The organism is Janthinobacterium algoris (genome assembly GCF_051380935.1).
Taxonomy (GTDB): Bacteria; Pseudomonadota; Gammaproteobacteria; order Burkholderiales; family Burkholderiaceae_D; genus Janthinobacterium.
This window is the reverse complement of the sequence record NZ_JBNYXZ010000007.1, coordinates 179,377-193,704: the sequence shown is the minus strand read 5'-3', so window position 1 is coordinate 193,704 and position 14,328 is coordinate 179,377. Positions and strand designations below refer to the sequence as shown.

Below are 14,328 nucleotides of genomic sequence, written 5' to 3'. Positions count from 1 at the left end.
TACCATGGCTGAGGGAGATCAAGGTGGCGGGGGCGCTGGCCATTAGAGCTTGAATGGAGGAAAAACTGCCTTGCGCTGCGCGCTTTGGGCGATTTTTCTACCTGGCCTTGATGCGCTGGTGATTTTCTGGCATTGCAGGAATAAAAAAAGCTCCCTTGCGGGAGCTTCTCTTATGTATTCTGGCGGAGAGGGTGGGATTCGAACCCACGGTACGATTTAACGTACGCTTGATTTCGAGTCAAGTACATTCGACCACTCTGCCACCTCTCCGTTTACTGCGGTCTATTCGTTCAAACTGGCATGCCGGTTTGAACGAGGCGCTATTTTAGCATGGGTGTTGTTGGGTTGGGTAGGGGGTTATTGGTGATTTGCAACTGAAAGCTGGTAATTAAAGCCAAAACCTATTGGACGATTCGGGGAGCCTCGCGCGAGTACGCGCTCGTCTTCGAACCTGCCGCCTTGGCGCACGCGTCAAAACCAATTTGACGATTCGGAAAGCTCCGCGCAAATATGCGCGGAGCTTCGAATCCCACTCGCAAGGCGCGCAGGCGCCTTGCTCCTCTTCGCCGCCACAAATAAAAAAAGCTCCCTTGCGGGAGCTTTCTCTATTTGTTCTGGCGGAGAGGGTGGGATTCGAACCCACGGTACGATTTAACGTACGCTTGATTTCGAGTCAAGTACATTCGACCACTCTGCCACCTCTCCATTTACTGCGGTCTTTCCCCGCATTGCTGCGAGAAGGCAAGATTATAGCAGCCGCTTGAAAAAATGGAAGGACTATTTTACGCCTTCAGATGCGTCAAGCCACCCATGTATGGGCGCAGCACTGGCGGGATTTCGACGCTGCCGTCCGCTTGCTGGTAGTTTTCCAGCACGGCCACCAGGGTGCGGCCCACTGCCAGGCCGGAGCCGTTCAGGGTGTGCGCCAGTTCCGGCTTGCCGGCGGCGTTGCGGAAACGCGCTTGCATGCGGCGGGCCTGGAAGGCTTCGCAGTTCGACAGGGACGAAATCTCACGGTAAGTGTTTTGCGCCGGCAACCACACTTCCAGGTCGAAGGTCTTGGTGGCGCCAAAACCCATGTCGCCCGTGCACAGCGACATCACGCGGTATGGCAAGCCCAGGCGTCGCAGGATGCTTTCCGCGTGGCCGACCATTTCATCGAGCACTTGGTACGAAGTGTCCGGGTGCACCACTTGCACCATTTCCACCTTGTCGAATTGGTGCTGGCGGATCATGCCGCGCGTGTCGCGGCCGTAGCTGCCCGCTTCCGAGCGGAAGCATGGCGTGTGGGCCGTCATTTTCAGGGGCAGTTGATCGAGCGCCAGAATTTCATCGCGGGCGATGTTGGTCAGCGACACTTCCGAGGTGGGGATCAGGTAGAAGGTCTCGCCCTCGCCTTCCGCGCCGCCTTTTTTCACCGAAAACAAATCGGCTTCGAATTTCGGCAACTGGCCCGTGCCGCGCAGCGAATCGGCATTGACCATGTACGGGGTATAGCATTCCGTGTAGCCATGCTCGTCCACGTGCGTGTTGAGCATGAATTGCGCCAGCGCGCGGTGCAGGCGGGCGATGCCACCTTTCATGACGGAGAAACGCGAACCGGTCAGCTTGGTGGCCACTTCGAAATCGAGGCCCAGCGGAGCGCCCACGTCGACGTGATCCTTGACTTCAAAGTCAAAAGTGCGTGGCGTGCCAACCTTGCGCACTTCCACGTTGCCCGACTCGTCCGTACCCACGGGCGACGATTCGTGCGGCAAGTTCGGCACGGCCATGATGAAGTCGCTCAGCTTGGCTTGCACCAGGGTCAGGGCCGCTTCATCAGCTTTCAGTTCATCGCCCAGGCCGGCCACTTGCGCCATCACGGCCGAGGTGTCTTCCCCCTTGCCTTTCAACATGCCGATTTGCTTGGACAGCGCATTGCGCTTGCCCTGCAGCTCTTCGGTGCGCGTCTGGATCGCCTTGCGTTCGGCTTCGAGGGCATTGAAACCTGCCACGTCGAGCTGGAATTTGCGCGTCGCCAGGCGTTCTGCGACGGTGGCGATGTCTTTACGGAGAAGTTGGATATCTATCATGGGTGGATGGCGGTGCCGATGTATCGAAAGCACTCATTGTACCAAGACCCGTTCAGTTCATTCGGAGTTTTGCACATGGCTGGCCATCGTCATGGCAGCTTGGCTGGGCACTCGCGCCCGCTTTACATTTGTTGCTTAGCTTAGTGCTTAAATAAAGGCGGCTTTTTCGGCAGCACTCAGGCGGCGGGCGCTGACGGTGACGACAGGCATCGTGCTGTCGGCAGCCTGGGCGATCACCGTGCTGCTGGCGCTCACTTCCACCGTATTCGCGCCGGCGCTGGCAAAGCTGGCGCCGATGGCGATAATGGCGGCGGCGACAAAGGTGATTTCCATGTTTTTCAGTGCGCTCATGATGTGACTCCTGGTTAGTTTGCGTCGTTGACTGCTGCTGGTATGGTGGTACTTTAGCCAACGGCGACAAACAACGCCACCGGCTTGCGACCAGCGGCGAAAAACAGGGAGCGAACGGTGAAAAACGGGGGCTGAAGCGAAAAGAGGTATTACAGGGAATCCTTGACCAGGCGGCCCAGGCGGCCGATCGCTTGCTCGATGCGCGGCGTCCAGGCATTGCCGCAATTGAGGCGCAGATAATTGCTGAACTTGCCCGACGCCGAGAACAGCTGGCCCGGCATATACGCCACGCCATCGGCGATCGCCTGGCCATGCAGGGCCAGCGCATCGATTTGCGGCGGCATCTGTACCCACAACACGAAACCGCCCTGCGGCTCGGACAGCATGCAGTCCGCCGGAAAGCTGGCCGCCACGGCGTCGGACATGCGGGCGATGCGCTGCACCAGGGTGCGCCGCATCTTGCGCAGCTGCTGGTCGTAGCTACTGCCTTCCAAAAAGTCGGCCAGCACCGCCTGGAAGAAATGACTGGTGGCACCGCTCGACACGGTTTTCAGCAAGGCCACTTCCTGCGCGAAACGCCCGGCCAGCACATAGCCCACGCGCGACGCGGGCGTGATGGCCTTGGAAAACGAGGAGCACAGCAAGACGTTGCCGCTCGTGTCGTAGGCCTTCACGGGCCAAGGCCGCTGCGGGGCAAAGCACAGGTCGCCATATACATCGTCTTCCACCAGCGGAATATTGAATTCCGACAGCAACCCCGCCAGCCGCTTCTTGTTTGCTTCCGGCATGACGCAACCGAGCGGGTTGTTAGCGTTCGGCACGAACAAGCAAGCTTGCACGAGGCCGGCGCGCAGGGCCAGCTCGAGCGCATCGAGCGACGGTCCCGTCTTCGGGTCGGTGGGAATTTCCAGCGCCTTCATGCCCAGACTTTCTATCATCTGCAGCAACACGAAATACGTGGCCGACTCGATGGCGATGGTGTCGCCCGGCTTGGCGACGGCGCGCAGGCACAGGCTGATCGCCTCCGTGCAGGAATTCGTCACGACGATCTCGTGCGGGTCCAGCTTGCCCCAGTCCAGCGCCCGGCGCGTGACCTGGCGCAAGAAATTGCCTTCGCTGACGTCGTAGCAACTCACCTTGCTCAATAAAGCGGGCTCGCGCCGCGCCACCGCGCTGATGGTGCGCTGCATGCGCTTGACGGGCAATATCTCATCGGGCGGCCAGGCCGTGCCCAGCTGCACGATATTCGCCGTCTCGTTATCCTTCAGCACGCGCATCAAGAGATTATTGATGCCGACAAAGGCCGGCTCCTTCAAATGCTGGGCGTCGGCACTGCACGGGCGGCGCGGCGCCCGGTGGCGCACAAAGTAACCGGACTGGGGCCGCGCATCGACTTGCCCCCGGTCTTCCATCAGGCGCAAGGCTTGCATCACCGTGCTGACGGAGATGCGTTTTTGCTGCGCCAGGTGGCGGATCGACGGCAGGCGGTCGCCGGGAGCAAACACGCGCGAGTCGATCAAAGCGCCCAGCTCGTTGGCCAGGTGCTCATACAGATTCAAATGCGCGCTCATGTTCATCCCTTCAGTATGCGGCTGCCGCGCGCGGCCCGCACAGATACAGTTGCCCGATTTTTTGACAAGCACAGTCTACGACGAAATGTACTGTATTCATGACAATTTCGTTTTCCTGCATCTGTCATGGTTCACCGCAAGCACCTAAGCTGTTCCTGTCAGCACAACAGGAGCGATGCCATGCATACCGACCATGAATTACGCAGCGAACGGCCTTTACGCCTGGAAAAAGCGCACGCCAGGGTCATCGAATGCCTGTCCGGCATGGCGTGGATCACGGCCTATGCCCAGTTCGAGGATTGCGTACTGCGCAGCGGCGAACGCTACACGATACCGAATGACGGCCTGGTGCTGGTCGAAGCCGTGGGTAGCGGACACATCCGCGTGCATGGGACCACAGCACCCCGCCCCGCCCTGCTGCGCTGGCTGAACCTGGCACTGCCTCACATAGTGGATACAAGGAATACATGATTCAAACATCACTGCGTCAAGCAACACTGAGTCAAGCAGCCACACCATTGCGCGTCCTCGTCACGGGCGCCGCCGGCATCATCGGCACCGCTTTCTGGAAACGCCGGCACGGGGAATTCTCCCTGCGCCTGGCCGACCTGCACACGGACGGCATGGCGCCAGCGCCCTGCCCGGTTATCGCGCTGGACGTCAGCGACTATGCCGCCTGCCTGGCCGCCTGCGCCGACATCGACGTGGTGCTGCACCTGGCCGGCGTACCGCACGCCAGCGCCGATTTCGATGCGCAATTGCTGCAACCGAACATCATCGGCACGCACAACATCTTCCGCGCGGCACAGGCACAAGGTGTGAAAAGAGTCGTGTTTGCCAGCAGCGCGCAAGCCGTGGAAGGCTATCCGCTGGACGTGCAAGTGCAGGAAAACATGCCGGCCCGGCCCGCCAACATGTATGGCGCCAGCAAGGCCTTCGGCGAAGGCGTGGCCTCGGCCTTCGCGCACCAACACGGCATGACGGCGATAGCCGTGCGCATCGCCAACGTGGCCAACTTTGCGCCAGGTCAACAGCACAGCGCACGCGACATCGCTGCCTTCATCAGCGAGCGCGATGTGGTGCAATTGCTGGCCCGCAGCGTGAGTGCACAGCTGCCGACCGGCTACCACGTCGTGCATGGGGTGTCCGACAACCGCTATAAACGCCTGTCGATAGCAGCGACGCGCCAGCTGGTCGGCTACGCGCCGCAGGATGACGGTTTTAGTTTGCTGGGCTTGTAGCCTCAGCCCTTGCCGGCTGATTTTCCTGCTTTTCTGTCCAGCTCGCGCAACCAGGCCAATTTATCGGCTATTTTACTTTCCAGGCCGCGCGGCACGGGCTGGTACCAGCCCGGTTCCGCCATGCCGTCCGGGAAATAGGTTTCGCCGGCCGCATACGCATCGGGCTCATCATGCGCGTAGCGGTAGGCGTGACCGTAGCCCAGTTCCTTCATCAGCTTCGTCGGCGCATTGCGCAAGTGCACGGGCACTTCCTTCGATTTATCCTTCTTGACGAAAGCCATGGCCGTGTTGAAGGCGTTGTAGCCGGCATTGCTTTTTGCAGCAATCGCCAGGTAAATCACCGCCTGCCCCAGGGCCAGCTCGCCTTCGGGCGACCCCAGGCGCTCATACGTTTCCGCCGCGTCATTGACCATGGTCAAGGCGCGGGGGTCGGCCAGGCCGATGTCTTCCCAGGCCATGCGCACGATGCGCCTCGACAAATAGCGCGGGTCGGCGCCGCCATCGATCATGCGGCAAAACCAGTACAGGGCCGCGTCCGGGTTCGAACCACGCACGGACTTGTGCAGGGCGGAAATCTGGTCATAGAAATTGTCGCCGCCCTTGTCGAAGCGGCGCGAATTCAGGGTCAGCGCATTGTCGACAAAAGCCGCGTCGATCTTGGTCGTCCCTGTCGAGCTGGCGGCCGTCTCGGCCTGCTCCAGCAAGTTCAAAAAGCGCCTTGCATCGCCATCCGCGTAACCGATCAGGGTGTCGGCGGCAGCATCGTCGAAGCTCAAATGCGTCAGCGCCGTCGACTGTGCCTTGACCAGCAGCAGCTTCATTTCGTCTTCGTTGAGCGACTTGAGCACATACACTTGCGCGCGCGACAGCAATGCCGAATTGACTTCGAAGCTGGGGTTTTCCGTCGTCGCGCCGATGAAGGTCACGAGGCCCGATTCGACAAAAGGCAGCAAGGCGTCCTGCTGCGATTTATTAAACCTGTGGATTTCGTCAACGAACAATAAAGTGTGCTTGCCAAACTGATCCAGGCTGTGACGCGCCTGGTCCATGGCTGCGCGGATATCTTTCACGCCAGCAAACACGGCCGACAGGGCGATGAATTCGCTGTCGAAGGCATTCGCCATCAAGCGCGCCAGCGTGGTCTTGCCCACGCCGGGCGGGCCCCATAAAATCATCGAATGGGCCTTGCCCGCTTCGAACGCCAGGCGCAGCGGCTTGCCCACGCCCAACAAATGCGTCTGGCCGATGACTTCGTTGAGGGTAGCAGGCCGCAAGGCTTCGGCCAGCGGCTGGCGCGGTGCGGTGGAAAAGAGATCCGCCATAATATTTACCGGGTAAGAATGCAAAGGCCCCGCATCGCTGCGAGGCCGGTCAACAACAAGACGTCAAGAATCAATTATTGATGACATCCGCGCCCTTGGGCATGACAAATTTAAAGTGATTGGCAGACAAGGCTGGATTTTTCTGGAAGTTCTTGAACGCCAGTACCGAGGTCTGGCCGAACGAGTCGCGCAATTCCATCGCTTCCGGCACGCCGTTGCGCAGGCCGATGGTGATTTCATCGAAGGTCGTGTCCTTGGCCTTCGGTGTAGCCTTCAGCCATTCCAGGCCGTCGCGCGTGCCTGCTTCGGCCAGGGTGAAATTCTTTTCCAGGTCATTGCTGCCAAACAAGATGGCGGCCGGCGAGGAACCGAGGGCGTCGCCCAGTTTCTTCACCGTCACCTGGCTCAAGTCCTTGTCGTAGATATACAACTTGTCACCGTCGGCTTGCAGCAGCTGTTCGTACGGTTTCAGATAGGTCCAGATGAACTTGCCTGGACGGGCAAATTCAAACGTGCCGCTGGCCGGCGTCGACACTTTCGCCTTGCCGCTGGCGTCCGCCTTCTTGACCTGGCGCTGCACGAACTCGCCCTTGGCCGACTTGGTGCCGGCCGCAAAGCTCTTGAATTGCTCGAGCGCGCTGGCCGAGGCGCTGGCCGCAAACAGCAGGCTGCAAACGACACTGGTCGCGCCGATCATCATTTTTGTTGCGAAAGTCTTGTTCTTCATTCTGTTTACCCTTGTTCGCTACTTGCCGCCGGCACCAGGATTTCCCGGTTGCCATTGGATTGCATGGTTGATACCACCCCGCTCTGCTCCATCTGCTCGAGCAGACGGGCGGCGCGGTTGTAGCCGATGCGCAAATGACGCTGCACCAGCGAAATCGAGGCGCGGCGGTTTTTCAGCACCACCGCTACCGCTTGGTCGTACAAGGCATCGGCCTCGCCGCCGCCCTCGCCCGGCGCGCCGCCTTCAGCGCCGTCGCCTTCCAGGGTGCCGCCTTCGAGGATGCCCTCGATGTAATTCGGTTCGCCCTGCAGCTTCAAATAACTGACGACTCTGTGGACTTCCTCATCGGAAACAAACGCGCCGTGCACGCGCATCGGCAAGCCGGTGCCAGGCGGCATGTACAACATGTCGCCCATGCCCAGCAGCGCTTCCGCACCCATCTGGTCCAGAATCGTGCGCGAGTCAATCTTCGACGACACTTGGAAGGCGATACGCGTGGGAATGTTGGCCTTGATCAAACCCGTGATCACGTCTACAGATGGGCGCTGCGTGGCCAGAATCAAGTGCAAACCAGCGGCACGCGCCTTTTGCGCGATACGCGCGATCAATTCCTCGACTTTTTTGCCCACCACCATCATCAAATCGGCCAGCTCGTCGATGATGATGACGATGGTCGGCAATTTTTCCAGCGGTTCCGGCGAATCCGGCGTCAGGCTGAACGGATTCGGGATGTGTTCTTCGCGTTTTTTCGCGTCAGCAATCTTTGCGTTATAGCCGGCCAGGTTACGCACGCCCATCTTGCTCATCAGCTTGTAGCGACGCTCCATCTCGTTCACGGCCCAGTTCAGCGCGTGGCCGGCCTGGCGCATGTCGGTGACGACGGGCGCGAGCAAATGCGGAATGCCTTCGTAGACAGACATTTCCAGCATCTTCGGATCGATCAGGATCAAACGCACGTCGAGCGGGTCGGATTTGTACAGCAGCGACAGAATCGTCGCATTGATGCCCACGGATTTACCGGAACCCGTGGTACCGGCCACCAGCAAGTGGGGCATCTTGGCCAGGTCGGCCACGACGGGCTTGCCGGCGATATCCTTGCCCAGCGCGATCGTCAGGCTGGACACGCCATCGTTGTAGACCTTGGAGCCGAGGATTTCCGTCAGGCGCACGATCTGGCGCTTGCTGTTCGGCAGTTCCAGCGCCATGTAATTCTTGCCGGGAATGGTTTCCACCACGCGGATCGACGTCAAGGACAGCGAACGGGCCAGGTCGCGCGCCAGGCCCACGATCTGGCTGCCCTTGACGCCCGTGGCCGGCTCGATTTCGTAACGCGTGACGACAGGGCCGGGGTAAGCGACCACTACCTTGGCATCCACGCCAAAGTCGGACAATTTCTTTTCGATCAGGCGGCTCGTAAATTCCAAGGTTTCCACGGAGACCGTTTCCACCACGGGCGGCGCTTCATCGAGCAGCGACAGCGGCGGCAACTTGCCATCGCCCAGGCCTTCGAACAAATGCGCCTGGCGCTCCTTTTCCACGCGCTCCGATTTCACCACCGTCACCACTTGCGGCTCGATCTTCATCGGCGGCGCGGCCACGTGTTTCTCCACATGCTTGGCCCGTTCGATCACCACCACCTCGTCGCGGCGCACGGCAGCCACTTCGCCCTGGCGGCGGTCTTCGCGGTCCTGGTAGCGCAGCACGAACCAGTTGAATGCGTCTTCGATGGCGCCGCCGATGCGTTCGGCCACTTGCAGCCAGGACACATGGAAGAACAAGCTAAAACCCAGGCCGAACAGCAACAGCAGCAGCAAAGTGGCGCCCGTGAAACCAAAAGCCACGTGGGCCGAATGCCCCACCAGCTGGCCCAGCACGCCACCCGGCTCGCGCGGCAGTTGCACGTGCAGGCTTTTTGCCATGCGCAGGTACTCCAGGCCCATGCTGCCGATCAGCATGATGGAGAAGCCGACGATACGGATCAGCATCTCGACATGGTGCTCGCGCTCCACCTCTTCCTCTTCCAGCAAGAAGCGGCGGCTCAACCGGCGATAGCCATTCCACACCGTGCGCAGCAGCCAGACGCACCACCACCAGGCGGAAAAGCCGAAGATATACAGCAACAAATCGGAGAAGGTCGCACCCAGCTTGCCGCCGAGGTTGGCCACCTTGTCGACGGAGGTCGCATGCGACCAGCCCGGGTCGAGCTTGTTGAAGCTGGCCAGGATCAGCACGAAATACAGGGCAAACGCGGCCAGCGCGAACCAGCGCGCCTCGGACAACAGCCGTACCAGCCGGTTTGGCAGGGGCCGGCGTTCGACCGGTTTACGGGTATAGCTATTTTGATTGGCCTGGGCTGGTTTAGTCATTCTGGGAAGCGCTGCAAGGTGAAAATGTTTCTGAAAGGGAATTTCCCATAATAAGGAAGTATTCTAAGCCATATATGCCCCGGACGGCCCCACGATTCGTCGCCACAGGCGGCTTGGTCTATAATCGTGGATTGCTTGCGCAAGCGCAATACGCCCTTGTTCTTCGCGCGTACGCCCCCAATTCGGATAGACCCCACTCATAGAGAAGCCTCCCATGACCACTACCAAACACGCCCGCGTTTTGATCCTCGGCTCCGGCCCAGCCGGCTACAGCGCCGCCGTCTACGCCGCCCGCGCCAACCTGAACCCGATGCTGGTCACCGGCGTGGAACAAGGCGGTCAGCTGATGACCACCACCGACGTGGAAAACTGGCCCGGCGACCCGATGGGCGTGCAAGGTCCGGACTTGATGCAGCGTTTGCTGCAGCACGCCGAGCGTTTCAATACGGAAATCGTGTTTGACCACATCCACACCACCTTCCTCAACGAAAAACCGATCCGCCTGAAGGGCGACAGCCACGAATACACGTGCGACACGCTGATCATCGCCACGGGCGCATCCGCGCAATACCTGGGCCTGCCATCGGAAGCACAATTCATGGGCAAGGGCGTGTCCGCCTGCGCCACCTGCGATGGATTTTTCTACCGCAACCAGGAAGTAGCCGTCGTCGGCGGCGGCAATACGGCCGTGGAAGAAGCGTTGTACCTGTCGAACATCGCCAATAAAGTCACGCTGATCCACCGCCGCGACAAGTTCCGCGCCGAAGCCATCCTGATCGACCGCCTGAACGCCAAGGTTGCCGAAGGCAAGATCGTGTTGAAATATAACCACACTCTGGACGAAGTGACGGGCAACGAAGGTGGCGTGACGGGCCTGAACATCAAGTCGACCATCGACGGCAAGGTCGAAGCGCTCTCCGTGCATGGCGTGTTTATCGCCATCGGCCACAAGCCGAACACGGGCATCTTCGAAGGCCAGCTGGAAATGCACAACGGCTACATCAAGACCAAGACGGGCCTGGAAGGCATGGCCACCTCCACCAGCGCACCGGGCGTGTTCGCCGCCGGCGACGTGCAAGACCATATCTACCGCCAGGCTATCACCAGCGCCGGCACGGGTTGCATGGCAGCACTGGACGCCCAGCGCTACCTGGAAGGCCAGGAGTAAGCGTCGCATGGCATCGATGAAAGACTTTGCCGACCTGAAAGCGGTCAGCAAGCAGCTCAAGGAGCAGGCGGACGCGCGCGCACAAGCCGCGGCTGAGCGCGCCCAGCAGGTCAAGGTGCAAGCCGTGGAAAGCAATCTGTTCAAGGCCAGCATCGGCGGCGTCAAGCGCCTGCCCGAATCGGACCGCTACGTGCCCAGCCTGCCCAAGGCGGGTACGACAGGCACCCAGCAGCCGGCGCGCAAGCTCACGCCGGACGAGGACGATGCGGCCGTGCTGCGCGAGTCGCTGTCGGACTTGTTCGAGGTCGACCATTACCTGGAAAACGATCCTGCGCTGAACTACGCCCGCCCCGGCGTGGGACCGGACGTGGTGAAGAAGATGCGCAAGGGCCACTGGCCCATCCAGGATGAGCTGGACTTGCACGGCTTGCGCCGCGACGAGGCGCGCGACGGCATCGGCGCCTTTTTGAACCAGGCGACGCGGCGCAAGCTGCGCTGCGTGCGCGTGATCCACGGCAAGGGTTTCGGCTCGAAAGGCCAGGAACCGGTCTTGAAATCGATGGTGCATAGCTGGCTGGTGCAAAAGGATGAAGTCATCGCCTTTTGCCAGGCGCGCCGCTCCGAAGGGGGCGATGGCGCGCTGGTAGTCTTACTTTCAGCGGCCCTGCAGCCCATCCGCTAGCCTTGACAGCAAGATATTACAATTCAGTAACAAGTTAGCCCCCGCACACGGCCCCGTTTGTCACCATTCGGGGCCGTGTCATGTTAACCTGTGACAATTATTTCCTGTCCTAGCGCTCCGCCCATGATGCCACCCCAATTGCCGCCTGGCTCGCTGATCAAGATCATTGAGGTCATCGCCATCCTGGTGGGCGCGTTTTCCGGCTTCATCGAAGCGCGCCGCAAGCGCATGGATCTGGTCGGCGTGTTCGTCGTGGCGTTCATTACGGCGTTTGGCGGCGGCACCTTGCGCGACATCCTGCTCGACAAGCGGCCCCTGTTCTGGGTCTCGCACCAGGAATACGCCATTCTCATCTTCGTGCTGGCCCTGACGGCCGCGCCCTTGATCCAGCATTTGCGGCAAATCGTCTCCGAACGCCTGATCGTCATTGCCGACGCCATCGGCCTGGGCATGTTCGCCATCGCGGGCGTGGCCGAAGCGACGCGCGCCGGCATGCCGCTCTTCATCGCCTCGATGATGGGGGTGATTACGGGGATTTTTGGCGGCGTGATGCGCGACATCGTCTGCAATGAAGTGCCGATGGTGTTTCGTGACGGCAAACCCTACGCCATCTGCGCGTTTTTCGGCTGCTGGGCCTACCTGCTGCAAATGCACTTCGGCGCCGAGCACGACTTCGCGCTGTGGACCAGCGCCAGCGGCATCACGATCTTGCGCCTGATATGCTGGAAATTCGACATGCGGCTGGGGCGCTGACGGCTAGCCGCCCCCGCAAGAAAACTTAGACTGCGTCCGGACCGGTCTCACCTGTGCGAATGCGGATGACCTGCTCCACGTCGCGCACGAAGATCTTGCCGTCGCCGATCTTGCCCGTGCGGGCCGCCTTGATGATGGCGTCGACCACCAGTTCCGACACACTGTCATCCACCACCACTTCGACTTTGACTTTCGGCAAGAAGTCGACCACGTACTCGGCGCCACGGTACAGCTCGGTATGGCCTTTCTGGCGGCCAAAGCCCTTCACTTCAGTCACGGTCAAGCCCGTCACATTCACATCGGCCAGGGCCTCGCGTACTTCGTCGAGCTTGAATGGTTTGATGATGGCGGTAATCTGTTTCATGGCTACTCCTTAAAATTGTTGGATTGTGGACAGATGGCTGCTTATTCGTAAAACTTCGACGTGATGGGGTAGCGCCAGTCGCGGCCGAAGCCACGGTGCGTGACGCGGATGCCCACCGGCGACTGGCGCCGCTTGTATTCATTGATCTTGATCAGGCGCGTGACCCGGGCCACATCGGCCGGCGGATAGCCAGCCTCGACAATCTCGGCGATCGGCCGGTTTTCTTCCATGTACAGCTGCATGATGCCGTCGAGTACCTCATATGGCGGCAGCGAATCCTGGTCCAGCTGGTCGGCGCGCAGCTCGGCCGACGGTCCGCGCGTCAGGATGCGCTCGGGAATCACGTCCGACACACTGTTGCGCCAGGCGCACAGGCGGTACACCAGGGTCTTGGCGATATCCTTGATGACGGCAAAGCCGCCCGCCATGTCGCCATACAGGGTGCAGTAACCAACGGCCATCTCGCTCTTGTTACCGGTCGTCAGCACGATGCTGCCATGCTTGTTCGACAGGGCCATCAGCAAGGTGCCGCGGATGCGCGCCTGGATGTTTTCTTCCGTCGCGTCTTCCGCCAGTCCGGCGAACTCGTCAGCCAGGGTGGCGCGGAAGGCATCGAAGGTTTGCTTGATCGGAATTTCATCGTAGCGCACATTGAGGCGTTTTACCATGTCGCGCGAATCGATCCACGAGATATCGGCCGTAAATTGCGATGGCATCATGACGGCGCGCACCTTCTCGGCGCCCAGCGCATCGACGGCGATGGCCAGGGTCAGGGCGGAATCGACGCCGCCCGACATGCCGATCAGCACGCCCGGGAAGCCGTTCTTGCCTATGTAGTCGCGCACGCCCAGCACCAGCGCCTGGTACACCTGCGCCTCCGTCGTCAACGGCGCGGCCAGCGGCTGCGGCACGGGCGTGGCGCCGTCGAACTCGACCAGCTGCAAGTCTTCCTCGAAATGGCGCAGCTGGGCGCACATCGTGCCGGCCGCATCCATCACGAATGAGTCGCCGTCGAAAATCAGCTCATCCTGGCCACCGACCAGGTTGGCGTACACCAGGGCCAGGCCTTGCGCGCTGACATTCTTGCGCATGGTTTCATAGCGCAGATGCTGCTTGTTCATGTGGTACGGCGAGCCGTTCGGCACCAGCAGCACTTGCGCGCCGGCCGCGCGGGCACGCATCGGTGCATGCTCGAACCACGTGTCTTCACAGATATTGATGCCGAAGCGCACACCCTTCACGCCAAACACGAAAGCCTGGTCCGACGACGTGAAGTAACGCTTTTCATCGAAAACGGTCGTGTTCGGCAAGTCATGCTTGCGGTAGGTACCCAGCACTTCGCCGTTCAGCAGCACGGAGGCGGCATTGTGGCGCACGCCCTTCTCGTCTTGCAGCGGCAAGCCCACCACCACGTGCAAATCCTTGAACTGGGCCAGTTCCAAGGCCAGCCCCGCAAACGCTTCCTGCGTTTTTGCGTAGAATGCATTGCGCAGCAACAGGTCCTCGGGTGGATAGCCAACCAGCGACAGTTCCGGCGTGAGCACGATATCGGCGCCCGCCTCGAACGCGCGGCGGGAAAGGTCGAAGATCTTGGCACGGTTGCCGGCCAGATCGCCGACCGTACTATTCATTTGAGCAATTGCGACTTTGACTGTCATGATGATGATGGATATTTCGTTCTATTAAACAAGACAGGGGCGCGCAGACCGAC

General features: G+C 60.5%; 13 protein-coding genes and 2 tRNA genes. 5 read left to right on the top strand and 10 right to left on the bottom strand.

What is annotated here, in order from left to right; all coding sequences use genetic code 11:
• Window positions 1-180: 180 nt before the first annotated feature.
• The 5 genes from ACQ4W7_RS12820 to ACQ4W7_RS12800 form a co-directional block, all read right to left on the bottom strand.
• Window positions 181-270 (bottom strand) — tRNA-Ser (locus tag ACQ4W7_RS12820).
• 345 nt (window positions 271-615) lie between these two features.
• Window positions 616-705, bottom strand: a tRNA-Ser gene (locus ACQ4W7_RS12815).
• A 77-nt stretch (window positions 706-782) separates the two neighbouring features.
• The gene (gene serS / locus ACQ4W7_RS12810; RefSeq protein ID WP_436530887.1) at window positions 783-2,072 is read right to left on the bottom strand and encodes a serine--tRNA ligase; all 1,290 of its coding nucleotides are present in this window, start codon (window positions 2,070-2,072) and stop codon (window positions 783-785) included.
• 147 nt (window positions 2,073-2,219) lie between these two features.
• Window positions 2,220-2,423, bottom strand: a complete 204-nt coding sequence (locus tag ACQ4W7_RS12805; protein ID WP_436530885.1) for a hypothetical protein — start codon at window positions 2,421-2,423, stop codon at window positions 2,220-2,222.
• A 149-nt stretch (window positions 2,424-2,572) separates the two neighbouring features.
• The gene (locus ACQ4W7_RS12800; protein WP_436530883.1) at window positions 2,573-3,994 is read right to left on the bottom strand and encodes an aminotransferase-like domain-containing protein; all 1,422 of its coding nucleotides are present in this window, start codon (window positions 3,992-3,994) and stop codon (window positions 2,573-2,575) included.
• Between the two features lie 180 nt (window positions 3,995-4,174).
• Here ACQ4W7_RS12800 and ACQ4W7_RS12795 point away from each other — a divergent pair, with 180 nt between their 5' ends.
• Together ACQ4W7_RS12795 and ACQ4W7_RS12790 are read left to right on the top strand one after the other, a co-directional pair.
• The gene (locus tag ACQ4W7_RS12795; RefSeq protein ID WP_426072382.1) at window positions 4,175-4,465 is read left to right on the top strand and encodes a DUF2917 domain-containing protein; all 291 of its coding nucleotides are present in this window, start codon (window positions 4,175-4,177) and stop codon (window positions 4,463-4,465) included.
• Entirely contained in the window at window positions 4,462-5,235 is a 774-nt protein-coding gene (locus ACQ4W7_RS12790; RefSeq protein ID WP_436530881.1) for an NAD-dependent epimerase/dehydratase family protein, read from the top strand. The genes ACQ4W7_RS12795 and ACQ4W7_RS12790 overlap by 4 nt, the downstream gene beginning before the upstream one ends.
• A gap of 2 nt (window positions 5,236-5,237) precedes the next feature.
• On the opposite strand, the gene ACQ4W7_RS12785 is transcribed toward ACQ4W7_RS12790, so the two are convergent.
• From ACQ4W7_RS12785 to ACQ4W7_RS12775, 3 genes are all read right to left on the bottom strand, one after another.
• Entirely contained in the window at window positions 5,238-6,557 is a 1,320-nt protein-coding gene (locus ACQ4W7_RS12785; protein ID WP_426072384.1) for a replication-associated recombination protein A, read from the bottom strand.
• Between the two features lie 70 nt (window positions 6,558-6,627).
• Window positions 6,628-7,284, bottom strand: a complete 657-nt coding sequence (gene lolA, locus ACQ4W7_RS12780) for an outer membrane lipoprotein chaperone LolA (RefSeq protein ID WP_436530878.1) — start codon at window positions 7,282-7,284, stop codon at window positions 6,628-6,630.
• Between the two features lie 5 nt (window positions 7,285-7,289).
• Complete coding sequence (locus tag ACQ4W7_RS12775) at window positions 7,290-9,650, bottom strand: DNA translocase FtsK (RefSeq protein ID WP_426072386.1); 2,361 nt, start codon at window positions 9,648-9,650, stop codon at window positions 7,290-7,292.
• Between the two features lie 214 nt (window positions 9,651-9,864).
• On the opposite strand from ACQ4W7_RS12775, the gene trxB reads away from it, so the two are divergent.
• The 3 genes from trxB (at window position 9,865) to ACQ4W7_RS12760 (ending at window position 12,253) form a co-directional block, all read left to right on the top strand.
• The gene (trxB, locus tag ACQ4W7_RS12770; protein WP_436530876.1) at window positions 9,865-10,818 is read left to right on the top strand and encodes a thioredoxin-disulfide reductase; all 954 of its coding nucleotides are present in this window, start codon (window positions 9,865-9,867) and stop codon (window positions 10,816-10,818) included.
• A 7-nt stretch (window positions 10,819-10,825) separates the two neighbouring features.
• Entirely contained in the window at window positions 10,826-11,500 is a 675-nt protein-coding gene (locus tag ACQ4W7_RS12765; protein ID WP_436530874.1) for a Smr/MutS family protein, read from the top strand.
• A 123-nt stretch (window positions 11,501-11,623) separates the two neighbouring features.
• Entirely contained in the window at window positions 11,624-12,253 is a 630-nt protein-coding gene (locus ACQ4W7_RS12760) for a trimeric intracellular cation channel family protein (RefSeq protein ID WP_034758680.1), read from the top strand.
• Window positions 12,254-12,278: 25 nt separating this feature from the next.
• On the opposite strand, the gene ACQ4W7_RS12755 is transcribed toward ACQ4W7_RS12760, so the two are convergent.
• Both ACQ4W7_RS12755 and ACQ4W7_RS12750 read right to left on the bottom strand, forming a co-directional pair.
• A complete protein-coding gene (locus ACQ4W7_RS12755) occupies window positions 12,279-12,617 on the bottom strand; it encodes a P-II family nitrogen regulator (protein ID WP_034758685.1) in 339 nt (112 codons plus the stop codon).
• Window positions 12,618-12,658: 41 nt separating this feature from the next.
• A complete protein-coding gene (locus ACQ4W7_RS12750) occupies window positions 12,659-14,275 on the bottom strand; it encodes an NAD+ synthase (protein ID WP_436530872.1) in 1,617 nt (538 codons plus the stop codon).
• Between the last annotated feature and the right edge of the window lie 53 nt (window positions 14,276-14,328).

What these genes read in the sequence shown, in the direction of transcription:
- serS (WP_436530887.1), bottom strand. Translation starts at nt 2,072, where the DNA reads ATGATAGATATCCAACTTCTCCGTAAAGACATCGCCACCGTCGCAGAA.
- ACQ4W7_RS12805 (WP_436530885.1), bottom strand. Translation starts at nt 2,423, where the DNA reads ATGAGCGCACTGAAAAACATGGAAATCACCTTTGTCGCCGCCGCCATT.
- ACQ4W7_RS12800 (WP_436530883.1), bottom strand. Translation starts at nt 3,994, where the DNA reads ATGAGCGCGCATTTGAATCTGTATGAGCACCTGGCCAACGAGCTGGGC.
- ACQ4W7_RS12795 (WP_426072382.1), top strand. Translation starts at nt 4,175, where the DNA reads ATGCATACCGACCATGAATTACGCAGCGAACGGCCTTTACGCCTGGAA.
- ACQ4W7_RS12790 (WP_436530881.1), top strand. Translation starts at nt 4,462, where the DNA reads ATGATTCAAACATCACTGCGTCAAGCAACACTGAGTCAAGCAGCCACA.
- ACQ4W7_RS12785 (WP_426072384.1), bottom strand. Translation starts at nt 6,557, where the DNA reads ATGGCGGATCTCTTTTCCACCGCACCGCGCCAGCCGCTGGCCGAAGCC.
- lolA (WP_436530878.1), bottom strand. Translation starts at nt 7,284, where the DNA reads ATGAAGAACAAGACTTTCGCAACAAAAATGATGATCGGCGCGACCAGT.
- ACQ4W7_RS12775 (WP_426072386.1), bottom strand. Translation starts at nt 9,650, where the DNA reads ATGACTAAACCAGCCCAGGCCAATCAAAATAGCTATACCCGTAAACCG.
- trxB (WP_436530876.1), top strand. Translation starts at nt 9,865, where the DNA reads ATGACCACTACCAAACACGCCCGCGTTTTGATCCTCGGCTCCGGCCCA.
- ACQ4W7_RS12765 (WP_436530874.1), top strand. Translation starts at nt 10,826, where the DNA reads ATGGCATCGATGAAAGACTTTGCCGACCTGAAAGCGGTCAGCAAGCAG.
- ACQ4W7_RS12760 (WP_034758680.1), top strand. Translation starts at nt 11,624, where the DNA reads ATGATGCCACCCCAATTGCCGCCTGGCTCGCTGATCAAGATCATTGAG.
- ACQ4W7_RS12755 (WP_034758685.1), bottom strand. Translation starts at nt 12,617, where the DNA reads ATGAAACAGATTACCGCCATCATCAAACCATTCAAGCTCGACGAAGTA.
- ACQ4W7_RS12750 (WP_436530872.1), bottom strand. Translation starts at nt 14,275, where the DNA reads ATGACAGTCAAAGTCGCAATTGCTCAAATGAATAGTACGGTCGGCGAT.